A 25,064-nucleotide genomic window follows, 5' to 3' on the forward strand; every position below is an offset into this window, starting at 1 on the left:
AATCAAAATGCCAAGAATTCTCACCGGAATACAAGCCACAGGAACACCACATTTAGGAAACCTTTTGGGAGCCATTTTCCCCGCCATAGAACTTTCGAAAAAACCTGACAACGAATCTTTTTTATTTATCGCCAATTTGCATTCTTTGACGCAAATAAAAAACGCAGAAATTTTAAAACAAAACACTTACGAAATCGCTGCCGCTTGGCTCGCTTGCGGACTCGATACCGAAAAAACTTTTTTTTACCGCCAAAGTGATATCCCAGAAGTAACGGAACTTTCCTGGTATTTGTCGTGTTTTTATCCTTACCAAAGATTGACTTTAGCGCATAGTTTTAAAGACAAAGCCGATCGTTTAGAAGACGTAAATGCGGGACTTTTTACGTATCCGGTTTTGATGGCTGCAGATATTTTATTGTACGACGCAGAAATTGTTCCCGTGGGAAAAGATCAACTTCAACATTTGGAAATGGCGCGTGATATGGGCGCAAGATTTAACAACCAAATGGGTGAAGTTTTTGTTTTGCCACAAGCAAAATTGCAAGAAAACACCAAATATGTTCCCGGAATTGACGGCCAAAAAATGAGCAAATCCCGCGGAAATATCATCAATATTTTCTTGCCAGAAAAGCAGTTGAAAAAACAAGTAATGTCGATTGAAACAGATTCTAAAACTTTAGAAGAACCAAAAGATCCGGAAACGGACAAAGTTTTTGCGATTTATAAATTAATGGCTTCAACGGAAGAAACCGAAACTTTAAGACAAAAATACCTCGCCGGAAATTTCGGTTACGGACACGCCAAAACGGAATTATTAAATTTAATTTTAACTAAATATTCTAAAGAAAGAGAATTGTTTTCTTACTACATGAACAATTTACCAGAATTAGAAGCGAAACTAAACGAAGGTGCTGTAAAAACTAAAAAAATCGCAGCAGAAACTTTAAAAAGAGTGAGAGAGAGTTTGGGCGTTTAAGCATAACTGTGAGTTTACCTAATTGCATTTGAGAATGAAAGGACTAATATTTATTACATTTAACCTGATTATTTTTTCATTTAATATGAGCGCACAAAAAATTAAAACCATTGAAGAACTTAAACCAAAAATGCTTGCAAATGCCATTGAAATTGCAAAAGATTTTAATGTTAATCTGGATTATTCTGATGAATCAATTAATGGTGTAGAACGCGTTTTGAGTGAATTACACCAAGAATATAAAAAAACTAAAAGCGATGAAGGTTTACATGGGATCGCCTTATTTTATGCTTTTTATATTGTTGCTGTAATTGAAAAAAATCATGGAAAAGGGAAATTCGAGCGCAATCATAAAACGTTTGGAGAAAATTCTTTTCCTTTTACTTGGAATGGAAAAACACTTTTTCCTTATGGTTGGTGTGAAAAAAGAATTCTTGACGGAGAAGGAGATAACGTCGAAATTAAATATAAAATGCTAATATTAAATGCTAATTAAATTACTTCATCACCTTTATTCCATTGTATTTTTTGCTCGGTAGTCAAGTTTAAATCTTCTTCTAATTTTTCTTTATTTGGCATTAAACTTAAAAGGTAAAGTAAAATAATTACAGGAATTATAAAAAAACTTTTATCGGGGGACAAAGCAAAAATGATGATAAAAACTGGCACTTCTAAAATTGCATACCGAACCAAATTAGCCGTTTGCAACTGACCAATTTTCGCTCTTAAATCTGAATTCTTACTGATTTTGTCCTTCAAGTTTTTAAACATGACATTACTCGCCAAAATGGCTAAAACTCCCAAAGCGATTGATAATAAAAACATATTATTTTTAAAATCAATTTTAAATTCTTGCTTGCCTAAATCCATATAAAAGAAAACTGTTACAAATGCGACACCGGCAAGAATTGCAAAATAAAGCGTTCTACTCGTCTTAAAAAAAGCATTTGGTGTAATTTCTAATTGTTGATTTTTCATTTACAAATAATCTTCTATTTCAATTAAATTCTCAATTCTTTTAATATCTTTCAAATCCTGTTTTTCTTTAAAAACATCAAAGAAAATGACGTCTAAACCATAATTTTTTGCACCTTGGAAATCCGCAATCCAATCATCGCCAATTAATATAGATTCTTCTTTTGTTGCATTTGCTAAATTTAAAGCATAATCAAAAATCTTCGGATTCGGTTTTCTTACGCCCACTTCATCTGCGGAGGTAACGGTTTCAAAATAATTTGTGAGTTTTGCACCGTCAATTTTTCGGTGTGTTACTTCGTGAAAACCATTGGTGATAATATGAAGTGGATAATTTTTTGCTTTTAAATAATCTAAAATTTCAAAAGTTCCGGGTACAACTTCGTTGAAAGCGATAATTTCATCTAAAAAATGATGCTCAAACTTCTGTGAAAGTTCAAAATCATCAATATTAAATTTTAAAAAAGTATCGTAGAAACGGTGTTTTTGAAGATATTCTTTGTCAATTTCTTCATCACGAATTTTTGCCCACAAATCTTCATTTACGATATCGTATGCGGTGTGAAAATCTTCAAAAGTAATTTGGTGGAGTTCTTCTACTTTATATCTTTTAAAAAGGATTTCTAATGTAAGTCTTGCGTTTTTGCGGTGATCCCAAAGTGTATTATCTAGATCAAAAAAAATGTGCCGAATATTCATAGGGCACAAATTTAATATTTTAAAACTTAGTTTAATTCTTTGAAACTAAATATTTTTTATTTTTAGATTTTATTACTGTTATACTTTTCGAAAATTGAAGTAAGAATAAGACGGTTTCTTTTTTTGGAGTAAGAATTTTGGCCTTAAGAGTGTCAAGATTTTTCATAGGCTTTTGTTTATTTTAAATTAAAACGAAAGCTTTTAATAATTATTGTTATCTGGTTAAAATAATATTTTTTTCTTCCATTATTTTACGCAAATTGATCAATGCGTAACGCACTCTGCCCAAAGTGGTGTTGATGCTAGAATCGGTTTGGTCTGCAATTTCTTTAAAACTTAAACCATCAAAAAATCGAAGTTTTATCACTTCTTGCTGATTTTCTGGTAAGTGTACCAAAAGGCTTAATAAATCTGCATTAATTTGTTCGGAAATAATTCTTTCTTCAATATTTTCACTTTGCTCACTTATGAGATCAAAGATTGAGAATTCTTCATTATCGTAGGTCGTTTCAGAAACTTTTATGTGTTTAGATTTTAGACGATAATGATCTATAATGAGGTTGTGTGCAATTCTTTTTGCCCAAAGTATAAATTTGCCCTGATCATTATATTTACCTTCTTTTAATTTTACAATAATTTTCATAAAAGTATCTTGAAAGATATCATTTGAAAGATCATCATCCAATAATTTATAAAAAATATAAGAGTAAAGTTCTTTTTGGTATCGATTTATAAGATAACTTAAAGATTTTTCGCAGCCGTTTTGGTAGGACTTTATTAGTTTGGTATCGGTAAAAGTATTCATAATTTCTTCTTAAATTAAAACCCAAAAACAAACTCACAAATTAATGTGAAGAACGTTTTTTAATAATTAGGAAGTAAAATTATGCGATAGTTGTGTTTTTATTAGGTTGTAAAAGTAATAAAAAAAGTTAATACTTTGTTAAAAAAAATAAATTTTTTCTAAAATTCTAAAATTACTTTAAAAAATCGTGTAACATTACGAGCGGTAGATTTAGAGTAAAATTAAGATTAATGCCTTTCAATTGTTTTCCATTAATAGTCTCATTACCGATAGGAAAGGCATATCCGCCAGTTAAATCTAAAATCCCAAAAAGTGTTACACCAATCTTTGGTGCATAATATTTTGATGTAATTTCGGCACCTGCAAGAAAATAATAAGAATGATAAAAATCTACATTTCGTTGAGAATTAATTAAAACATCACCTTGCAATTTCGGCATAATGGCGAATTTTGAATTTGCACTTCCTACCAAAGCAGATGCGCCGAGCCGATAGATGAGATCATCATTTTTTAAAAATAATAAACGACCGCCTAATTCTGCAAAACTTTGATTTTGATAAACATAGCCTACCTGAAGCATTTTATGCGTCGTGAACTGCGCTTTTGCAGATTGCGACGCTAATAAAAACCCAAAAACTACAAAACTGAAGAACTTCATTAGTAAAATTAAAATATATTATCGCTAAAGTAAAAAAAACTGCTTTATGAAAAGTCATAAAGCAGTTTATTTTTTAAATATTAAATTCTTTCTTAATATCTTCTACCCTGTCTAATTTTTCCCAAGTGAAAAACTCTAAATCTTTTACTACAAAATCTTCACCAGTCACGGTTTTAAAAGTCTTATCAGCAACGTAATAATCTCTTCCCATGTGCCCGTAAGAAGCAGTTTCTTGGTAAATAGGATTTCTTAATTTAAGGTTTTGCTCAATTGCATAAGGTCTTAAATCAAATATTTTTTGTACTTTTTTTGCAATTTCACCATCTGTTAGGTTTACTTTAGATGTTCCTTTAGTATCGATAAATAATCCACAAGGTTCTGCTACTCCAATGGCATAAGATATTTGAACTAATACCTCATCTGCAAGGCCAGCTGCAACAAGGTTTTTTGCAATGTGTCGCGTGGCATAAGCCGCACTTCTATCTACTTTTGAGGGATCTTTCCCAGAAAACGCTCCACCGCCGTGTGCGCCTTTTCCACCGTATGTATCTACAATAATTTTTCTTCCAGTAAGACCCGTATCTCCGTGTGGGCCGCCAATCACAAAAATCCCAGTAGGATTAATATGATATTTAATGTCATCATTAAACAATTCCTGAATTTCTGGTTTTTGTTTTTCTTTCACAATAGGAATCAAAATATCTATTAAATCCTTTCTAATTTTAGAAAGCATCGCCTTTTCTTCGCCAAAATCATCGTGTTGCGTAGAAATCACTATACTATCAATTCTAACAGGTTTGTGATCGTCAGAATATTCAATTGTTACTTGGCTTTTTGCATCTGGGCGCAAATATTTTATGGCGTTATTATCTCTTCTAAGTGCGGACAATTCTTTTAAAATAGTATGCGCTAAATCTAGAGCAAGCGGCATAAAATTTTCTGTTTCGTTGGTTGCATATCCAAACATCATCCCTTGGTCTCCTGCTCCTTGCGCATTTGCTTTGGTTTCAAAATCTGCCTCACCTTTGATGCGATCTACACCTTGGTTTATATCTGGAGACTGCTCGTGAATGGCTGATATTACGCCACAAGATTCACCATTAAACATGTATTCGCTTTTGGTGTAACCTATTTTATTGATCACATCTCGCGCTATTTTTTGCACATCAAGATAGGCGGTAGATTTCACTTCACCTGCCAAGATTACTTGCCCAGTAGTTACTAATGTCTCACAAGCGACTTTTGAATCTCTATCAAATGCTAAAAAATTATCAATTAAAGCATCAGAAATTTGATCGGCAATTTTGTCTGGATGGCCTTCAGAAACAGATTCTGAAGTGAATAGATAGGACATATTTTTTTATTATTTTAATTTAAAAAATAGAAAAAATAGAAAAAAAATAGAACCTTACAAAAGACTAAAAGAGAATATCTGTTTTAGCATTTTTTTTGAGAGGTTGCAATCAGTTCAAATTTTTCCTCGAAATTACAGGTGCAAATTTATAGATAATATTCAATTCTAACAATTATTTAGTCATTAATTTACTTTGCTTTAATTGAAACAAAATCTGCTGGATTTTTATAATAATTAAGTTTTGAACTCAAAGAATGCTGAATAAAACTTACCAACTCATCAATAATTTTCTGTTTATAGGTTGGTTTGTAGTAGATAATTGAAATTTCACGATACGGAAATGGCTTCACAAATCGAGCCACATTTTTCCGTTGCAAATCTGATAATTGCTCCACCGCAATTTCTGGTAAAATAGTAAGGCCGCCCATTTTATCAACCATATGAATTAAAGTACTGATGTTTCCTGCAAGAAAATCTAAATTTTTTGGTTTGGTAGAATTTTCTTTTAAATGACAAATTTTTTCAAATTGATTTCGCAGACAATTGCCTTCTTCCAAAAGCCAAACTTTATCAACATCTATTTTTTCGGGAATTACGAATGATTCTTTTTTATCACTTTGTTCCAACGCAGAATAAACCATTAATTCTTCATTAAATATAAAGGTTTGAAAAAACTCTTCGGCTCCATCGTATGGCGTAGAAATTATCCCAGCATCTAATTCGCCACTTTTCACGGCTTTTAAAACATTCTCAGTGGTCATTTCTTTTACATTCAATTTTATACTTTTATTGGCCGAAATAAAATCAAATATCTCCGTGGGAATCAAGCAACCTGAAACGGTAGGGATAATCCCTAAATTTAAAGTTCCACCCAAAATATTATTAAGTTCATCGGCTTTATTGCGAAGTTCCATCACGCCATCGATAACTATTTTTGCTTGTTTAATGATCTCTAAGCCCATATCTGTAGTGCGGATGGGGTGAGAAGTTCGGTCGAAAACCTTAACATTTAATTCCTCCTCAAACTTTTGAATCATAGCGCTCAAAGTAGGTTGCGTAATAAAACAAGATTGCGCCGCATTGCCAAAATGTTTATATTTATCTACCGCAATGAGGTATTCTAACTGCTGAATGTTCATTTCTTATAATAATTAAAACAAAGATAGATATGTTTTTAGAATTTTCTACCTTTAAGAAAAACTTTATTTTAAATTTGTCATAATTAAATCTTTCAAAAATGAATTCTAAAAAATTAACCAACAGCGCAGGTTCGCCCTATTTCGAGCATGAAGACTCACAATCTGTTGGTGAAAGAGGGCCAATTCTTCTGCAAGATTTTATTTTGCAAGAAAATCTCGCGCATTTTGTGAGAGAAAGAATTCCCGAAAGAGTCGTTCACGCAAAAGGAAGTGGCGCGTATGGCACTTTTAGAGTTACGCATGATATTTCAAAATATACAAAAGCGAAACTATTTTCAAACATCGGAAATTCTTGTAAACTTTTCGCAAGATTTTCTACTGTTGCTGGCGAGAAAGGCAGCGCAGATACAGAAAGAGATCCACGAGGATTTGCCTTAAAATTTTATACCGAAGATGGAAATTGGGATTTAGTAGGTAATAATACTCCCGTTTTTTTTGTAAAAGATGCCAAAAAATTTCCAGATTTTATTCATAGCCAAAAAAGAATCCCGAAAACCAATTTGCGTGACACAACTGTGATGTGGGATTATTGGAGTTTAAACCCCGAAAGTTTGCACCAAGTTTTAATATTGATGTCGGAACGTGGAACGCCATACGGATACAGACACATGCACGGTTTTGGTTCTCACACTTTTTCTATGATAAACCAAAACAACGAAAGAGTTTGGGTGAAATTTCATTTTAAAACCCAGCAAGGCATCAAAAATTTCTCTGCCGAAGATGCAAAAAAAATGCAAGGCGAAAATCCAGATTTTGCACAAGAAGACTTAGTAAATGCTATCGAAAAAGGCGATTTCCCGAGATGGAAAATGTACATCCAAGTCATGACGGAAGAACAAGCCAAAGAGTTTCGCTGGAATCCTTTTGATGTTACAAAAGTTTGGTTTCAAGACGAATTTCCTTTGATAGAAGCAGGTGAAATGGAACTCAATGAAATACCAAATAATTATTTTGCACACGTGGAGCAAGCCGCTTTTGCGCCAAGTAACTTAATTAATGGCATCAGCTTTTCGCCAGATAAAATGCTCCAAGGTCGATTATTTTCTTATGCAGACGCAGCGCGATATAGAATTGGTGTAAATGGGAATCAACTGGAAGTAAACCGCTGTCCTTTTGGTTTTAATAATTTTCAGCGTGATGGCTTTATGGCAAATTCTAGCCATTATAAAGATGCGCCCAACTATTTCCCAAACAGTTTTGGCGACGTAAAACCTGAAGAAAAATACAAGAATTTTGAATATGATTTAGATAGTCTTCATATCGCAAATTACAACCGAAATGCAAATGACGATGATCATTACACCCAGCCTGGATTGCTTTATAGAAAAGCAATGAACGAAGAAGCAAGAAAAAATTTAATCCAAAATATTGTGTCTCACATGAGCGGTATAAAAGGCGAAAGAAAAGATGAAATCATCAACCGTCAATTGTGCCATTTTTTTCGTGCAAATATAGAACTGGGCATGAGAATCGCCTCACAATTGAATGTAAAAATTGATGGCGAAATGATGAGCCATTCTAAAGACCAATAATAGTTTTAATTTCAAATTTCATAAATTGCATCTCATCTTTTAATTTAACAAAATGAACTATCAATTTCTCAACATATCAAAGAAAAACTTTGTAAGCAGCATCACCATCAACAAACCTGAAAGTTTAAACGCTTTAAACAAAACCATAATTGAAGAACTGTCTAACGCATTTTCTGCAATTAATGAAGATAAAACTTGTCGCGCCGTCATTTTAACGGGCGCTGGTGAAAAATCTTTTGTGGCAGGTGCAGACATAAAAGAATTTAGCGATTTCGGATCCGAAAAAGCAGAAGATTTAGCCAGAAATGGGCAAAATAAATTATTTAATAAAATTGAAAATTTAAGCAAACCGGTTATCGCAGCAGTCAATGGTTTTGCGTTAGGCGGCGGTTTAGAATTAGCAATGTCTTGCCACATTAGATATGCGTCCGAAAACGCAAGATTGGGTTTGCCAGAAGTGACTTTAGGCTTAATTCCGGGATATGGCGGCACGCAAAGATTGCCGAAATTAGTCGGAAAAGGAATGGCAAATGAAATGATTTTTTCGGCAAAAATGATTTCTGCTCAAAAAGCGAAAGAAATTGGTTTGGTAAATGAAGTTTTTTCTAGCGAAGAACTTTTAGATAAATGTATGGAATTAGCCAACATAATCTCCAGAAATTCCCCGCTCGCAATTGAAAAAGCCATCAAAGCGGTTAACTTATCTGACACCGCAGAAGGCTTTGAAACTGAAATAAAATCCTTCGGAGAAGTCTTTGATTTAGCAGACAAAACTGAAGGCGTCACTGCATTTTTAGAAAAAAGAAAACCCAATTTTTAATGGCAGAAACAACAAAATTTGATATCGCCTACTTAAAAATGGCGATAGAATGGGGAAAATTGTCTTATTGCAAACGAAAAAAAGTGGGCGCATTAATCGTGAAAGACAGAATGATAATTTCTGACGGTTACAACGGTACGCCATCTGGATTTGAAAATTGCTGCGAAGATAAAGACGGAAATACACATTGGTATGTGCTGCATGCAGAAGCAAATGCAATTTTAAAATTGGCTTCATCCACGCAATCTGCAAAAGATAGCACGCTTTACATCACACTTTCACCGTGCAAACAATGCAGTAAATTAATTTTGCAAGCGGGTATTAAAAAATTAGTTTACATGGAGGATTATTCAGATTTTGATGGGATTTCATTTTTAAAAGAACACAAAATAGAAATTTTAAAAATTGATAAAAAGCAACTTATTGAGGCTTAAATAGAACGTAAAATGAACTGGAATGAAAGGATTAAAGAATTTGAAGACTACTTGCGTTTAGAAAAAAATTTCTCTAAAAATACTTTAGATGCTTATTTGCGGGACATTAATAAGGTGAAAAAATATGTTTCAGAAAATCTCCCAGAAGCCACGCCAGAAAATATTTCTTATGTGCAAATCCAAGAATATTTGTTTCAAAATTCTAAAACCAAATCTAGCGAACGCTCGCAAGCCAGATGGTTGTCTTCCATAAAATCTTTTTTTAAATATTTGGTAGCAGAAGAGATCCGCGAAGACAATCCGACTTCGCTTTTAGAAGCGCCAAAACTTGGGCTTTATTTGCCAGATACACTTTCGGAAAAAAATATTACAAAATTGATAAATGCCGTAGATCGCAGTTCTGATCTTGGCGAAAGAAATTATTGTATTATAGAAGTGCTTTACGGCTGCGGTTTGCGCGTGTCTGAATTAATAGATTTAAAAATTTCTAATATTAATTTTAAAGAAAATTACGTGAGCGTTTATGGAAAAGGCGACAAAATGCGCTTCGTACCTCTCGCAGATTTTACGGCAAAAATTATTTTAAATTATATAAAAAAAATCAGAATTAATTTTAAAATTAATAAAAAATCTGAAGACATTTTATTTTTGAATAGACGCGGCAATGCGATGACTCGCGTTATGGTTTTTATTATCATCAAAGATTTGGCCCTAAAAGCCAACATTAAAAAGAAAATCTCACCGCACACTTTTCGGCATTCATTTGCGACACATTTGCTTCAAAATGGCGCAGATTTGCGATATATTCAAGAAATGCTTGGGCATTCGAGCATTACAACTACAGAAATTTACACGCATTTACAAACGGAAGAATTGCGGGATGTGATTCTAAATTATCACCCGAGAAATAAATTTACCACAAAAGCCTAAAAAGAAATATTATACATAACGTTTTTTAAAGGAAAAAAGTTGAACAGCAAATTTTGCTTTTGCCATCTTATAATTTGCTTGTTATTACGAGATGATCTTTTGCTTTTAAAATTTTAAAAACTCTTATGCTAATCAAAATTATATTAAAATGGAAGAACTCAAAGTTTGCCCAAAATGCGGCCACGAAACTTTAATTTGGAACAATGTTTCAAAATTAACTTGCAGCAACTGCGATTTTGTAATGTACCAAAATGTTGCGGCAGCAGTTGCGGTTTTAATTAAATTTGAGGAAAAATATCTTTTTACGAGACGAAATAAAAATCCACAAAAAGGCTTTTTGGATCTGGCCGGCGGTTTCACAGACCCAAAAGAATCTGGGGAAGAAACTTGTGTAAGAGAGCTAAAAGAAGAGTTAAATCTTGATATTACAGCAGAAAATCTAAAATATATTGGCAGTTTACCAAATATATATCTTTATAAAAACATTAAATACAACACTTTAGATTTATTTTACTTGTATGAAATGGCTGCTGGAAGCGATTTTAATCTTCAGATAGAAGAAATTTCTGAAACGCTTTGGCTTGAAAAAGAAAATATTAAATTAGAGGACATCGCTTTCGATTCCCAGCGAAAATTTTTGAAAAAATATTTTAATATTTCTTAGATTTTAGCAATTTTTCAAAATAAGAAGTTAAAACTTTTCTTTGCGCGTTGCTAAGATTGGCTTTCGGATGATAGGGAATATAAGCTGTCATCGGCATAGATTTACCATCCAATTCTTCGATGGAATTTGTGAGCATACTTTCCTTTAAATCCGAATTAAAAGTAGCCCATTCAGAAAAATTTAGGTGTTCTCTCCCCTCGTTGATGTGGTGTTTTATAGACCAAGAAATCGGCGCAATAAAGGCGTAATCTGGATAAATGGTTTCGTTGGAATGGCAGTCGTAACAGGCATTTTTTAAAAACGCGCGTATTTTTGGCGGCGCGTTCACAACATCTACGAAATTTTCTGATTTTTTTACAGGTTTATTAGTTCTATCAATTGGTATGAACTGGATCGCTGCAATTACCACCAAAAACCAGTATAAAATAGTTTTAAACGTTTTCATTTGTAGATATTTATTTTTTTATAGCTCGTATTCAATCGCTCAACATCGCTGGCGTTTTTTTACAAACTTTTTTATAGCGATTTCATTATTGTCTATCAAGGCTATCATCTCGGCCGGTTTTCAACTCAAATTTTTTATTTGCATCGCCATTTGTTTTATCCTCCGATTTTTTGTCTGCTTGGTTTGGAAGACTAGTTTGCACAGGTTCATCTTGCAAATCTTCGCCATCATCGGCTGGCAATTGATTTTTCAAATCCCAAGATTCCACAATTTCCCACAATGGTTTTACGCGCAATTTTTTATTAAAATTATAGACATCTTCCGCATAAGTTTGCGTTGTAAAATCCGCAGTATCCCAAACGCCATTTTCATTGTTATCCACTAAAATTCTGACGCTGTAAGTTCCCGGTTTTAGTTCTGTAAACTTATTTTCTGCCGTGGTAGATTTTTTTTGATATATAATTTTCTGGGTATTATCTAAAAGCTGAATCCAAAACGGATGTTCTGGTTTATTAATTAAATTTAAAGTAAAACTGCCATAATTTTCGGCTTTATCAATCTCAAAATTCCATTGGTAAGATTTCGCAATACTTTCAAAATAAGAGGCTACAGATTCTTTTAAAACCGTTAATTGGTATTTTTTTCCTTCTTTAAAATCTGCTTTAATGTAAATTTCATGCGGATTTAATTTTGAAATTTCAGCCTTGAAATCCTGCTTTATACTATCTGAAAGCAATGAAAATTTTTCAGGTAAAATAGTTTCAATCGGAAGATTAGAATAAATTTTATAATCTCTGTTTGGCGGCAACACATTTCCTTCTCGGTTACTAAGTTCCATCACACTTTTCGGGTCGTATTTGTAGAAGAGTGAAATACTGTCTTTTTTTGAAGGTATTTCGTAAGAAAATTTTAGATTTTGTGAATTTTGCAAGCCAATATTTTCGCGCTGTGCATCAAAATAAATATTAACACTGTCTGATTTTGGCTCATGAAAAACTTTATAATTCTTCAGTAAATTTCCTTTTGCTTCTACTTTCACTTCCTCTGGATGGCCTTCAAACAAAAGCAAAATCCCGCCTGTTTCTGGTTTCCATTCCACATATTTTTCGACTGGTTTTGATGGATAAATATCCAAATTTAAGCCTGAAATATTTTGTTTTAAATCTATTTCCTCTTTCAGAAAACCCACTTTTTCTTTCCCATTATCAAACACAGAATTACCATTTTCATCTTCAAAGGCTATGATTTTGTATTTTCCTGGAGAAAGATAATTAAGTTCAAAATAACCGTCTGGATCTACTTTTGTGATGTAGTAAGGTTTTTGACGGTAATTCATAGAATCTTTCACTTGAAACAAGCCGACTACAATATTTTTTTCTTTGCCATCGCTAGTGCCCTTTTTAGTTGCAAAAGCATCTTTCACAACGCCACTTATATACAAATCATCAATTTTATCGCCCGTAGAAAATGCAAAATTAAAATAAGGCAAAATGTTTCCCTCATTATTATCTTGGATAGAATTTCCAAAATTAAAACTGTAAGTAGTGTTTTTTTGCAAAGTATCTTTCCATTGTATCAAAACATATTTTGTGGATAAATTGGAAGGATAAATTTTAGAAATTTGCTGAATTGGTGGCGAAATAATAAGGTTTTTGGTGATGTCTTTTAATTTCACATATTCATCAAAATCCAAACGCAATTGTTTAATATCTCTCGGCACGTTGATGCGTGAAGAATCTATGTTGGAACCTAAAAATTTGGGCGCAATAGTGTCTTTTGCACCACCCACAGGCGAACCAACGCGTGCGCAAGAAAATGCAAAAAAAGCAAAAATAAATAGATATAAGTAATTTTTCATTGAAGGTAAAATTCGGCGGAAAGTTACGGAATTTATAGACTTTATTTTCTATTCTGAACTATCATCTGTCTTCAAACTATCTTTTTCGGTTACTTTTAATAATTTTTCTGTCTCATAAGGGAAATCTTCGAATAAACCAGAAAGCGACAAGGCAGAATAAAGGCGCTGCGAATATTTATTTCCAATCGCCACAATGGTGACTTTTGATTTTAAAAGATGGGCAAAAACGGCATTGCTTCCGTGCCACCAACCGTTATGATAAGTGAGTTTTTCACCATTATTAAATATTTTCATTCTAAAACCAATGCCATAATTATTTACGCCCGCGTTTTCATTGCTGTGCGGTTCAAAAACCAATTTCATTAGATCAGGACGAAGAAAATTTTTGGCAAAAAGTGCTTTAGAAAAATTAAATAAATCGCGCGGCGTGGTGTACACATTTTTGTCACCATAAATAAGATCTAATCGGTCTAAAGGATACAATTTATTTCCTGTATTATAAAAGGATTGCGCGGCTGAAAGTGAATCTTTTTCCTGATAAATATAAGTATCTTTCATTTCCAAAGGCTTAAAAACAATTTCTTGCATCGCCTTTGGAAAGGGCATTTTCGTTACTTTTTCTACAATTAAAGCCAACAATGCGAAATTGGTATTGCAATACATAAAGCCCGAATTTGTAGCTTTTGCAAGTTCTGGTTTGTATGTTTCTAAAAGATTCAAAACATCTTGGTTTGAAAGAAATTTTTTAGATAAGACGGGCGCTTTTGGATCTATTTTTTCAATAACATATTCATATTTTGGCAGGCCACTTCTCTGCGTGAGAAGGTTAAAAACCGTTACATCTGGATAAGGAAATTTTGGGAAAAATTTTGTGACATGATCGTCTAATTTCAGTAAACCGCCTTCCACTAATTTCATCGTTGCCATCGCCGTCATTGTTTTAGAAACAGATGCAACGTGCAGCGGTGTATCCTTATTAATGGGCATTTGCTCATTTTCCCGGCCAAAACCTCGGTAATCTTCAAAAAGAATTTTATCGCCTTTTGCCACTAGAAGTCCGCCACTTAAATTGCCATCTTCCCAAACTGTTTTATAGTAATTGGCAAGAACTTTTTTTACAGAATCTTCATTTTTAAGACTTAAATTATCGTCTTTAAAAACAGTTTTTAAATCTACATTTCCAAAATTAGGGAGTTTAGATTCGTTCGCAATTTTATTTGATTTTTTTTTACAAGAAGTTAGGCAGAAAGCCAGAAATAAAAGGAAAAAAGTTCGGTTCAGCATTTTTTATCAGCGGGGATTTTTTAAAAAAAAACGAATTTAGGAATAATATGCTGAAAAAGCCTTTGGCGTAAAAAGATTAAGAATATTTTAACAGAATTTTATCTACAATCACCTGGGCCAATTTTTCTTTACTTTCCACCGTCCAGCCAGCAATATGTGGTGTGATAATTACTTTTTCAGAATTTAAAAGAAATTCTAAGTTATCGTTTTTCACTTCGATATTTTCGAAAGATGCTTTTTCGAATTCTAAAACATCTAAAGCGGCGCCTTTTATTTTCCCAGATTTTAAGGCTTTTACAAGCGCTGACGTTTCTACATTTTTCCCACGTGCGGTATTAATTAAATAAAAATTATTCTTCATTTTAGAAATAAAATCTTCATTAATTATATAATGTGTGCTTTCATTTATCGGTAAATGCAAACTAATGAAATCGGCACTTTGTTGCAATTCTTCTAAAGAAACTTGGCTTGCAAATTCATCTTGCAAATTGGGTAAAATATCATGGAAAATAATTTTCGCACCGAAACCTTGCAATCTTTTTGCAACGGCTTTTCCCATATTTCCGTAACCAATAATGCCAAAGGTTTTTCCTAAAATTTCTTCGCCACGGTTTTCTTCGCGTTTCCAAATGCCTTTTTTTACTTCTTCTGAAGAAATAATTAATCTATTCATCAGCAACAAAAGCATGCCTAAAACCTGTTCTGCAACAGCATCTCTATTTCCTTCTGGCGAATTAATGAGCGTAATTCCTAATTCTTCGGCAACTTTTACATTAATGTTTTCCATTCCCGCGCCCACTCTTGCAATGAATTTTAAATGTTTGGCGTGGCGTAAAAAATTTTCATCTAAAGGAATTCTACTGCGGATAATAACAGCATCAAAATTTGAAATTTTTTCTAAAACCTCATCGTAAGTGGATGTGAAATCTTCCTCAAAAGTGAAACCTTTTGCAGAAAGTTGCTTTTCAATTAATGGGTGATTTTTATCTAAAAGTAGGATTTTCATTTTGCTTTTTTTCTTGGAATATTTTAACACAAAAGCACTAAAAAATTTTTGTGGCATTTGTATTTAACTGAAGTCGTTTTATTCTGCGGAAAAAAGTTTTTTTAGTTCCACGCTGTCTTTCGCCTTCATTCTTCCGCCTAAAATAAGTGATAATTCTTTTCTGCGCAAAGCAGCATTCCAACGCTCAATTTCTAATTCTGTTTCGGGCGTTGCTTCTGGTATTGGAACCGGATTATTGTATTCATCAACCGCAACGAAGGTGTAAATACCGTTATTGGTGTGTATTTTTGTTTGTTTAATAGGATCATCTAACCAAACATCTACATAAATTTCCATGGAAGTGGAAAAGGCGCGCGAAACTTTGGATTCTAAAACCACAATGCCTCCTTCTGGAATGGGATGATCGAACGAAACGTGATTTACGGAAGCGGTTACAACTCTTCTGGCGCAATGTCTGGCGGCAGAAATCGCAGCACAACGATCCATTTTTGCGAGCAACTCACCACCGAATAAATTCCTTAAAGAGTTGGTTTCGTTTGGTAAAACGATGTTCGTCATTACCGTAAGCGATTCGCTTACCGTTTTCTTATTTTTTGGAGGCATCTATTTTAATTTTGGGGTAGGAATTTTGGATTTAGTAGAATCTATTTTCGTTGAATCTTTCAAAAGATTTCTCGATTTTACAACAGAATCAGTTTTAGTTTTTTTTAGATTTTTAAACGATTTTTTACCAAATATAAGTTCAGGGTTTTGTGTTCCTAAATAAATAATTGCCGTTACAGGAATTATTAAAAGTAGCCACCAAAACGGATTTCGACTGGTTTTATATTCATTTTCAAGACTTTTACCAAGAGCAGATTTTCTATTTTTCAGTTCACTTAAATTCAATTCTTCCAATCCGAAATTTTCTGGGCTTTCTGTAGAAAAATGTTTGCCTTTAAAAATAAAATTTCCCTCATCATTAAAATAAAAAGTACCGAGATCAGGAATTTCTAAAACTATTTTATTCTGTAACGTGAATTTCCAATAATTGACTAATTCTGCTATTTCGGCATAACTTTCATTAATATCTATATTTTTTTCTTTTGCAACAAATTGTATGAAATTTTCGTCTTTTAAATTAAAATCTTCAGTAAAGAAAAACTCTTTTGCAGGCGGCAAAAGCGCGGCTAATCTTTCGTCATAAAAAGCAGGTACATTTTTTTGCTGAAAAATTCCAAAACCTGGAATTTTTACTTCTGTTTTTATTGATAAATACTTTAAGATTAAATCCGTCATCTTCATAGTTTCAGCAAATTTAAGGTAATTTTAAACAAAAAAAAAGACTGCGCGATGCAGTCTTAAGTATTTCTAAAAGAAAAATCTTATTTTATAAATTTCACTACTTCGGTTTGGCTACCGTTAGAAATTTTTACCATATAAGTTCCTCTTTGTTTTACATTAAGGTCTATAGACGAATCTGAAGATTTCACTTGTGATTTATTTACCACTTTTCCAGACATATCATAAACCGTAATATCTAAATTACCCGCTTGCTTAGTGTAAAGTTTCCCACCTGCAACAAAGGATTTATTTTTAGCAGAAACCAAATCACTCACACCTAAAGTAGAAATGGTAACTGGGCTCCATCCAGTTGCATGCGCGCCATCTGTTGTAGCGAAACCTCCAGATGTAGGGTTTTGATAATAGCCGCCAGTACCATTAGAAGTATTGTAAATAAAATTAATATTATTTACAGTAGTTCCTGTAGAAAAAATTGTAGCTAAATCTACTGATACAGAAAAATTACCACTACCATCATCTACCATCGCCGTGCCTGGCCAACCACCCAAAACATTTGTGCTAGAAGAACCGTTTGGTGTTGTGTCTGCAACATCTGTATACGCATATAAGTTTACTGGTGAAGAAGTCCAATCTGTACCTCCTGAACCATCTACTCTACAAGTAAATGTAACAGTATTCCCAGAAACCGACACATTCATTTGCTGTGCAAACATCAAAATGCTACTTGTAAGCATTAAGAAAGAAAATAAAAGTTTTTTCATCGTAATAAATTTTAGTTAAGATTAATTACAAATATATTAATTTTTCATTACGAAAATGTAAATTATTTAAAAAATTTCCACGAAACACCGATGGATACTATTGTCCCAGATTGAGAAAAATAATAAGGGCCGTCATAAACAAAGCCATTATTCACATATTTTTTATTAAATAAATTATTAACTAAAAGTTTAAATGTAAAATCATTTCTATTAATTTTTAATTGATAATTTGCTAAAAAATCTGCAACAACATAATCCTTTAATTGATACAATTTATTCTCCGTATTATCCAAATATTGCTTCCCGACATATTGACTCTGAATTTTTAAATTAAAATTTTGTATCGGCGAATACTGCAAACTTAAATTAGAAATTATATCTGGCGATAGAGAAATAGAAGTGGTTCCGAGGTTTTGTAAATTATTTTCGGAAATAAAATTTTTATTTTTATTTTGGCTAAAAGTGGCATTTCCGGCCAACAGAAACTTTCTAGATAAAGGAATTATTGTTGCAATTTCGATTCCCGCACGATAACTTTTGCCAGAATTCACGCGGATAAATTCGCCAACGTTATTTATTTGCCCGTTATATACCAACTGATTTTCGTAATTCATAAAATATACATTGGCCGTAAGAGAAGCATTTCCTAATTTTTTTTCTAAACCCGCTTCAAAATCATGGAGTTTTTCGGCTTGCGTTTCTGGGTTCGAAAATAAATCATCGCGGTTGGGTTCGCGGTGTGCATGGGCATAAGAAAAGAATAATTTTCCGCCAATTATTTTATAATTAATACCAAATTTGGGGTTAAAGAACAGCCAGTTTTTATCTAAATTCACACCTTCATCGTCGCCTTGTTGAATAATTTTTGTAGAATAACCAATATTTCTGACTTGTAAATCGCCAAAAAATTCAAAATTATTGACTTTAACTAAAGCTTTTGCGAAACCTGAAATTTCATTTTTTAAAGACGTATTTCTATAATATTCAAACGCATTAATTTCAGGAAACTGAACGCCAGAAACATTTCCAAAATGCCGCCCAAAATATTGATTGGCAACCACACCAAAATTTACATCTAGATTATTAAATTTACCATACAACGTAGAAACTGCGCCATAAAAATCGTTATTCAACCATTTTTTTCGCGTGAAATCTGTGTTTGCAACTTCTGTATTATTAACGAAAATATTGGGCAAATTATAGGTAGAAAATTTTGCATCTTGCTTATAATTGTCGTAGTAACCTTGTCCTTTTGTATAATGAAACGTAGTTTCAAGATTCCAATTTTTATTTAAAATTTGTTCCCACAATAATTGATAGTGGTTTTGTTTATAATTATCGGTTTCATTATTATAAAAGCCAATAATTTTAGAAAAAGTGGGATCATAAATAGCGCCAGAAATATTAAATTTCGGGTTTGTCAGCCAGGTTTCACGATCAATTCCGTTCCAAGCTTGGTAAGTTTTTTCTTTTCCGCCAAAAGTTAGAAAACGTAATTTTGTTTTTTTGGCTTCATACAGAGCGGTAAATTGGTAAGAATCTAAATCTGAAAAAGCACGATCGACGTAGCCGTCGGAATGGATTTTGGAGTAGCGCGCAAAAAGCGATAGTTTATTATTTAAGAACTTTCCAGAACCGATTTCAGCGGCATATTTTTGGGTATTAAAAGAGCCGAAACTCGCATCAGATTTCAAATAAAATTTTTCTGAAGGATCTTTCGTAAGAACATTCACACTCGCTCCGAAAGCTGAAACGCCGTTACTAGAAGTTCCCACGCCGCGTTGAATAATAATATTGGAAGCAGAACTCGCCAAATCTGGCACATCTACAAAATAAGTTCCTTGGCTTTCAGAATCGTTATAAGGAACGCCGTTTAGCATTACATTTATAGAACTTCCACCAACGCCTCGAATTCTAAAACCTGTGTATCCAACGCCATTTCCTGCATCTGAAGTAGATAAAACCGAGGTTTGATTTTTAAGTAAAATCGGCAAATCTTGCCCGAGATTTCTATCGCCCAAATCTTTCTCAACATTGATGATGTCTTTTGAAACAGGCAATCTTCTGGTAAAATTTACGGACTCAATCTCTTTCACATTCAGAGAATCTTGTGGCTTTTTTTGTGCAAAAATAATGGGACCTGCACAAAGTCCTAAAATAAAAAATCCTTTCATTCTTTTAATTTTTTTAAAATAAATTATTAGAATAAAAGGGGAAATAATAAGATACGGTCACCAAAATAGTTTGGTGTTTTTCCCTAAACAGCATTACCTGTTCTAGGTTCTTTGGGTATCATCTCAGCCTTTCACAGCACCCCTTTTTTCTTGATGCAAAGATAAAAAAATATTGAATATTAAGTTTAAAATCTTGATTTTTTTTTGGGCGCCAAATTTCCTCGTTCCGTTCCCAATCTTTTTTGCTTCACTTCGTTCAGCAAAAAAGGATTTCCACTCAACTCGGGGCGCAAATTATTTAGAAAAAGAAAATTTTAAAAAAATCTGAAAAGAAGATGCAGTAGAAATAAATTAATACAATTAAAAAAATTGCAGTTACTTTTATGAGTTTAGAAGATTTAAAAAAGTACGAAAATAATAATACATGAATTAGCGCTAATGAATAATAAATATAATTTGGGAGATTTCCATACTTTTCATTAAACCCATCTAATCCGGCTCCTGAACCAGTAATTCCAATAACAATGGTGAAAGATTCAAAAAAATACAACAAATAAGCAAACAGTAAATTGAGTAAAATAATTAAAATTTTCACAATTTTATTTAATTAAAATTTAATAAGCCACATTATTCTCATCCACATAAAAATAATTTTTGCCGTCTAAACTTACTTCAAACATTTTACCAAGTTTCCAGGAGTAGTTCATTTTAATGTCGGCATAAATAAATGGTATAACCACTTTTCCAGTTTTGGTAATCACGCCAAATTTATTATTGTAAACCGCTACAATCATCGGGTTATCAATATCATCGCCTTCCATCACGTGCAATCTCTGATATTGCGGATAAATTACAAAATCGCGATAATCTGCCTCATTGATGATGTCTTTATCTACCAAACCATAAAAGCCTTTCATCACATAGGCTTGGTATTTTTGCGCTTTGTACGGTGTAGTACATTTTGCTAAATCTTTTTTATCATATTTATAAACTATTTTTCCGCTTTTATTGATGCGATAGGCAATTTCGTTTAACTCAACTGTGGCAAAATCTTTAGTTCCATATTTTTTCGCATTTGGGTTTGAAGAATTTAGCAGATTGCAATCAGGATTAAAAAACATAGCTATATGAAACTTTGGCGCAATCACAAAATCACGGTTGTGATTCACGTAGCCTACTTTGCCATTAATTTTTTGCGGAATTAAATCGGGGATTTTATTTACCAAAACAGAATCTGACGTTGAATTGGTCATCTGCGCAGAATAAAATAGCGCAGAAAAAAGGGAAAAGATTAATAAAAATCTATTTATAAACGTTTTCATAACAAATCAAAAATAAGCATTATAAATTTCGTAAAATAAAAAACAAAATAATGATTGCCACAACCATATAAATGGCAGTTTTGCCAAAAAGTAATTTTCGGGTTTTAGGATATCTGTTTTTTAAACCAAACCATTCAAATAAAATTCCCACAAAAACGTAAGGAATTGCTAGCACAAACAAGAGATTGTAGGAAAAAGCCCTATAAATATCGCCGTGCAAAAGCGCATGCAAAGCACGCTGACTGCCGCAACCAGGGCAATCTAAACCGCTTAATGTTTTAAATGGGCATTTTATGAAATAAGAATTTGAGAGTGGATTTGCAAAATAATAAAAGCCTAAACCACCCAAAATAAAAACGAAAAACAAAATGGAATTAATATTTTTCTTAAACCACATTTCAATTAATAATTACTTTTTTGAGTAAATATATCATTTTTATACCAAAAAGGTAAATTTTCAACTTTGTCTATAGATTGTTTTTAAAATAAATTAATGGTTTTTAAAAATTGTAATTTTTTGATTTGAAATTTTACTAGTTAAAAAAAATTGAGGATATTTAATAATTTTGTATAAATCTTTGAAGCATGAAATCTACACGAGAACTTTTTAAAAATAAGCCATCACTCCTTGAAGAGCCAGAAGTGATCGACCTTTTGGAATATTGTGAGGAATTAGAAAGTGAAATTGTAGAATTTAAATTTCAAAAAAAAAATAATAAGGAACTTGTAATGCTGGATATGCTTCAGGAAGTGATAAAAGGCTGCAATGCCTTAGAAAAAGAGCAAATGGAACACGAGCGCTTTGGCTACGAAGCTCCGCAATATCAAGAATCAATTTTAAATCTTAAGCGATATATTTTGGATCGTTGTAGAGATGAAAAAATTTATCTTTGAAGGGTTTTTTTAAATTTAAGTTCAATCTACAGGTTTATTTGTGTGCAATATTCAATTTAATAGGCGATTTTTATAATTGGATTATGCTTCACAATAAAATTTACAGAATTTGCAATAAAACAAAGTTTAATTGCTTTTTTGTGCAACTCTAGTGTTTTATTAATCATAGATTTTTTTTAATCATTTTGCATTTATCTAAAATTTATTTGTTAGGAATATGTTTATTTTGATTTTCTACAACATTTTAATTCAGATGAATTTTTTATTAATCGAAATTTAGAACAATGTACTTTAAGTAAAATATAGATAAAAATAATTAACAAAATCATTAATCTAAATAAATTTATAATGATATCAATTTATAATTCCTTAAATTTGACTCTTATAAATTTAAGATTAAAAAACAAGGTATGACTTTCGACATTGACATGATTAAAAAAGTGTATGAGCGTTATCCAGAGCGTATTGCAGCCGCAAGAAACGCCGTAGGAAAACCATTAACACTTGCAGAAAAAATTCTTTATTCTCACCTTTGGGACGGAGCCGCAACGGAAAGTTTCGCTCGTGGAAATTCTTATGTAGATTTTGCACCAGACAGAGTTGCCATGCAAGATGCAACAGCACAAATGGCTTTATTGCAATTTATGCAAGCTGGAAAAGCAAAAGTAGCAGTTCCTTCCACCGCTCACGCCGATCACTTGATACAAGCAAAAGTAGGCGCCGAAAAAGATTTACAAGAATCATTAAATAAGAACTCGGAAGTTTTTAATTTTTTAAGTTCAGTTTGTGATAAATACGGCATCGGTTTTTGGAAACCGGGCGCAGGAATTATCCACCAAGTAGTTTTAGAAAACTATGCATTTCCAGGCGGAATGATGATTGGAACTGACTCTCACACAGTAAATGCAGGTGGTTTGGGAATGGTTGCCATCGGTGTTGGTGGCGCGGATGCAGTTGATGTAATGGCTGGAATGCCTTGGGAATTAAAAATGCCTAAACTAATCGGAATAAAATTAACAGGAAGACTAAATGGTTGGACTTCCGCTAAAGATATTATCTTAAAAGTAGCCGGAATTCTTACTGTAAAAGGCGGAACTGGGTGCATCGTAGAATATTTTGGTGAAGGTGCAATTTCACTTTCTGCAACTGGAAAAGGAACCATTTGTAATATGGGCGCAGAAATTGGCGCAACCACATCAACTTTTGGTTATGATGATTCTATGCGAAGATATCTTTCTGCAACAGGAAGACAAGATGTTGTAGATGCAGCAGATAAAATTGCAGAACATTTAACAGGTGATGCAGAAGTTTATGCCAATCCAGAACAATATTTTGATGAAGTAATTGAAATTAATTTAGATGAATTAACACCTCATCTTAACGGTCCTTTTACACCAGATTTAGCGACACCAGTTGCAGAATTTAGAGAAAAAGCCTTGGCAAATGATTGGCCTATAAATATAGAATGGGCTTTAATTGGTTCTTGTACAAACTCTTCTTATGAAGATTTATCAAGAGCGGCTTCTGTAGTTGAAGACGCTGTTGCAAAAGGCGTAAAACCAAAAGCAATTTTAGGAATTAATCCTGGTTCTGAGCAAGTAAGATTTACAGCAGAAAGGGATGGATTTTTAGATTCTTTTAGAAAATTTGAAAACGCTAGAATTTTTACCAACGCTTGTGGACCTTGTATCGGACAATGGGACAGAGAAGGCGCAGAAAAAGGCGAGAAAAACTCGATTATTCACTCATTTAATAGAAATTTTGCTAAAAGAGCAGATGGAAATCCAAACACTAATGCTTTTGTAGCCTCACCAGAAATGGTTGCAGCCATCGCAATTGCAGGAAGACTAGATTTTAACCCAATCACTGATACTTTAACCGCAGAAAATGGTGAACAAATAAAATTAAACGAACCATCAGGAAGCGAACTGCCGAGCAAAGGTTTCGCAGTTGGAGATAACGGTTTTCAAAAACCTTCCGAAGACGGATCTGGCGTGAAAATTATTGTAAATCCAGATTCTGACCGTTTACAATTATTAACCCCTTTCGAACCTTGGGATGGAAAAAACATTACCAACGCTAAAGTTTTAATAAAAGCTTTTGGAAAATGTACAACAGACCATATTTCTATGGCTGGACCTTGGTTAAAATACCGTGGACATTTAGATAATATTTCCAATAATATGTTGATTGGTGCCATAAACGCTTACAACATGGAAACCAATAAAGTTAAAAATGAATTAACCGGCGAATATGGCGAAGTGCCTGCAGTAGCAAGAGCGTACAAAGCAGCGGGCGTTCCAACAATTGTAGTTGGTGATCATAATTACGGCGAAGGTTCTTCCAGAGAACACGCCGCAATGGAACCTAGACATTTAGGAGTAAAAGCCGTTTTGGTTAAATCTTTTGCGAGAATTCACGAAACGAATTTGAAAAAACAAGGAATGCTTGCTTTAACATTCGCGAACGAAGAAGATTATAACAAAATTCAAGAAGATGATGTTGTGAACTTTTTAGATTTAGACCAATTTGCTCCAGGAAAAACTTTAAGTATTGAGTTTAAACATAAAGACGGAAGTTCTGATGTAGTTTTAACCAACCACACTTACAACGATGCACAAATCGATTGGTACAAAGCAGGTTCTGCATTAAATTTAATTGCAGCGGAAGCGGCAAAAAACGCTTAATTTCCTCACCCTAAATTCCTCTCCAAAGGAGAGCGGCTTTAAAAATCCCTTTCGAAAGAGAGGGATTTTTTTATTTTCGATTACTCTCAAACGGGCTATACCGTTTTCAGAATAAATTGTAGTTTTTGCTTTTTTTGAAATTTATATCATCTACAATAGCAAAACTTATTATATATTAAACAATATGTATTATGATAATAAATTTTAAGCTTACGAAAGGTGCTCTAAAAAAAACTAAAATTTCCTTTTTATTTAATAATTCATCAATCCATCATAATTACCTAATAAAACCCCAAAAATCTT

25 protein-coding genes are annotated in these 25,064 nt (G+C 32.9%); 9 read left to right on the forward strand and 16 right to left on the reverse strand.

Going from position 1 to position 25,064, the window contains the following annotated elements:
• Positions 1-7 precede the first annotated feature (7 nt).
• Both trpS and C4S29_RS03705 read left to right on the forward strand, forming a co-directional pair.
• Complete coding sequence (trpS, locus tag C4S29_RS03700; protein WP_103912760.1) at positions 8-976, forward strand: tryptophan--tRNA ligase; 969 nt, start codon at positions 8-10, stop codon at positions 974-976.
• A gap of 85 nt (positions 977-1,061) precedes the next feature.
• The gene (locus C4S29_RS03705; protein ID WP_103912761.1) at positions 1,062-1,472 is read left to right on the forward strand and encodes a hypothetical protein; all 411 of its coding nucleotides are present in this window, start codon (positions 1,062-1,064) and stop codon (positions 1,470-1,472) included.
• Here C4S29_RS03705 and C4S29_RS03710 read toward each other — a convergent pair.
• From C4S29_RS03710 to C4S29_RS03735, 6 genes are all read right to left on the reverse strand, one after another.
• A complete protein-coding gene (locus tag C4S29_RS03710; protein ID WP_103912762.1) occupies positions 1,469-1,954 on the reverse strand; it encodes a hypothetical protein in 486 nt (161 codons plus the stop codon). The two genes, C4S29_RS03705 and C4S29_RS03710, sit on opposite strands and share 4 nt — an antisense overlap.
• On the reverse strand, positions 1,955-2,650 hold the full coding sequence (locus C4S29_RS03715; RefSeq protein WP_103912763.1) for a YjjG family noncanonical pyrimidine nucleotidase: 696 nt from the start codon (positions 2,648-2,650) through the stop codon (positions 1,955-1,957). It abuts the gene before it with no gap.
• 214 nt (positions 2,651-2,864) lie between these two features.
• Complete coding sequence (locus tag C4S29_RS03720; protein WP_103912764.1) at positions 2,865-3,455, reverse strand: RNA polymerase sigma factor; 591 nt, start codon at positions 3,453-3,455, stop codon at positions 2,865-2,867.
• 172 nt (positions 3,456-3,627) lie between these two features.
• Complete coding sequence (locus C4S29_RS03725) at positions 3,628-4,113, reverse strand: hypothetical protein (RefSeq protein ID WP_103912765.1); 486 nt, start codon at positions 4,111-4,113, stop codon at positions 3,628-3,630.
• A gap of 73 nt (positions 4,114-4,186) precedes the next feature.
• Complete coding sequence (gene metK / locus C4S29_RS03730; protein WP_103912766.1) at positions 4,187-5,467, reverse strand: methionine adenosyltransferase; 1,281 nt, start codon at positions 5,465-5,467, stop codon at positions 4,187-4,189.
• 188 nt (positions 5,468-5,655) lie between these two features.
• Positions 5,656-6,606, reverse strand: a complete 951-nt coding sequence (locus C4S29_RS03735) for a hydrogen peroxide-inducible genes activator (RefSeq protein ID WP_103912767.1) — start codon at positions 6,604-6,606, stop codon at positions 5,656-5,658.
• 98 nt (positions 6,607-6,704) lie between these two features.
• Between C4S29_RS03735 and C4S29_RS03740 the strand changes: the two genes are divergently transcribed.
• The 5 genes from C4S29_RS03740 to C4S29_RS03760 all read left to right on the forward strand — a co-directional run bounded on the left by C4S29_RS03740 (position 6,705) and on the right by C4S29_RS03760 (position 11,046).
• Entirely contained in the window at positions 6,705-8,198 is a 1,494-nt protein-coding gene (locus C4S29_RS03740; RefSeq protein WP_103912768.1) for a catalase, read from the forward strand.
• A 52-nt stretch (positions 8,199-8,250) separates the two neighbouring features.
• The gene (locus C4S29_RS03745) at positions 8,251-9,018 is read left to right on the forward strand and encodes an enoyl-CoA hydratase-related protein (protein ID WP_103912769.1); all 768 of its coding nucleotides are present in this window, start codon (positions 8,251-8,253) and stop codon (positions 9,016-9,018) included.
• On the forward strand, positions 9,018-9,452 hold the full coding sequence (locus C4S29_RS03750) for a deoxycytidylate deaminase (RefSeq protein ID WP_103912770.1): 435 nt from the start codon (positions 9,018-9,020) through the stop codon (positions 9,450-9,452). The genes C4S29_RS03745 and C4S29_RS03750 overlap by 1 nt, the downstream gene beginning before the upstream one ends.
• 12 nt (positions 9,453-9,464) lie before the next feature.
• A complete protein-coding gene (gene xerD / locus C4S29_RS03755) occupies positions 9,465-10,382 on the forward strand; it encodes a site-specific tyrosine recombinase XerD (protein ID WP_103912771.1) in 918 nt (305 codons plus the stop codon).
• 148 nt (positions 10,383-10,530) lie between these two features.
• Complete coding sequence (locus C4S29_RS03760) at positions 10,531-11,046, forward strand: NUDIX hydrolase (RefSeq protein WP_103912772.1); 516 nt, start codon at positions 10,531-10,533, stop codon at positions 11,044-11,046.
• Here C4S29_RS03760 and C4S29_RS03765 read toward each other — a convergent pair.
• The 10 genes from C4S29_RS03765 to C4S29_RS03815 form a co-directional block, all read right to left on the reverse strand.
• Positions 11,033-11,491 (reverse strand): heme-binding domain-containing protein, encoded by a 459-nt coding sequence (locus tag C4S29_RS03765; protein ID WP_103912773.1) that lies wholly within the window; start codon positions 11,489-11,491, stop codon positions 11,033-11,035. The two genes, C4S29_RS03760 and C4S29_RS03765, sit on opposite strands and share 14 nt — an antisense overlap.
• Positions 11,492-11,576: 85 nt before the next feature.
• Positions 11,577-13,349 carry an Ig-like domain-containing protein gene (locus C4S29_RS03770; RefSeq protein ID WP_103912774.1) on the reverse strand — a complete coding sequence of 591 codons (1,773 nt, stop codon included), beginning with the start codon at positions 13,347-13,349 and terminating at the stop codon, positions 11,577-11,579.
• 48 nt (positions 13,350-13,397) lie between these two features.
• Positions 13,398-14,633, reverse strand: a complete 1,236-nt coding sequence (locus tag C4S29_RS03775; RefSeq protein WP_103912775.1) for a serine hydrolase domain-containing protein — start codon at positions 14,631-14,633, stop codon at positions 13,398-13,400.
• Between the two features lie 76 nt (positions 14,634-14,709).
• Positions 14,710-15,639 carry an NAD(P)-dependent oxidoreductase gene (locus C4S29_RS03780; protein ID WP_103913032.1) on the reverse strand — a complete coding sequence of 310 codons (930 nt, stop codon included), beginning with the start codon at positions 15,637-15,639 and terminating at the stop codon, positions 14,710-14,712.
• A 78-nt stretch (positions 15,640-15,717) separates the two neighbouring features.
• Positions 15,718-16,242 (reverse strand): acyl-CoA thioesterase, encoded by a 525-nt coding sequence (locus C4S29_RS03785; protein WP_103912776.1) that lies wholly within the window; start codon positions 16,240-16,242, stop codon positions 15,718-15,720.
• Complete coding sequence (locus C4S29_RS03790) at positions 16,243-16,917, reverse strand: hypothetical protein (RefSeq protein ID WP_103912777.1); 675 nt, start codon at positions 16,915-16,917, stop codon at positions 16,243-16,245.
• Between the two features lie 86 nt (positions 16,918-17,003).
• Complete coding sequence (locus tag C4S29_RS03795) at positions 17,004-17,684, reverse strand: T9SS type A sorting domain-containing protein (protein WP_103912778.1); 681 nt, start codon at positions 17,682-17,684, stop codon at positions 17,004-17,006.
• A 62-nt stretch (positions 17,685-17,746) separates the two neighbouring features.
• Positions 17,747-19,858 carry a TonB-dependent receptor gene (locus C4S29_RS03800; RefSeq protein WP_103912779.1) on the reverse strand — a complete coding sequence of 704 codons (2,112 nt, stop codon included), beginning with the start codon at positions 19,856-19,858 and terminating at the stop codon, positions 17,747-17,749.
• 614 nt (positions 19,859-20,472) lie between these two features.
• Positions 20,473-21,180: a WG repeat-containing protein gene (locus tag C4S29_RS03810; RefSeq protein ID WP_103912781.1), complete on the reverse strand. Its 708-nt coding sequence runs from the start codon at positions 21,178-21,180 to the stop codon at positions 20,473-20,475.
• A gap of 19 nt (positions 21,181-21,199) precedes the next feature.
• Positions 21,200-21,577 carry a DUF2752 domain-containing protein gene (locus C4S29_RS03815; protein WP_103912782.1) on the reverse strand — a complete coding sequence of 126 codons (378 nt, stop codon included), beginning with the start codon at positions 21,575-21,577 and terminating at the stop codon, positions 21,200-21,202.
• A gap of 188 nt (positions 21,578-21,765) precedes the next feature.
• Here C4S29_RS03815 and C4S29_RS03820 point away from each other — a divergent pair, with 188 nt between their 5' ends.
• Complete coding sequence (locus C4S29_RS03820) at positions 21,766-22,074, forward strand: hypothetical protein (protein WP_103912783.1); 309 nt, start codon at positions 21,766-21,768, stop codon at positions 22,072-22,074.
• A gap of 410 nt (positions 22,075-22,484) precedes the next feature.
• Positions 22,485-24,761 (forward strand): aconitate hydratase, encoded by a 2,277-nt coding sequence (locus tag C4S29_RS03830; protein ID WP_103912784.1) that lies wholly within the window; start codon positions 22,485-22,487, stop codon positions 24,759-24,761.
• The last annotated feature ends 303 nt before the right edge of the window (positions 24,762-25,064 follow it).

It is taken from the genome of Halpernia humi, assembly GCF_900108025.1.
Taxonomy (GTDB): Bacteria; Bacteroidota; Bacteroidia; order Flavobacteriales; family Weeksellaceae; genus Halpernia; species Halpernia humi.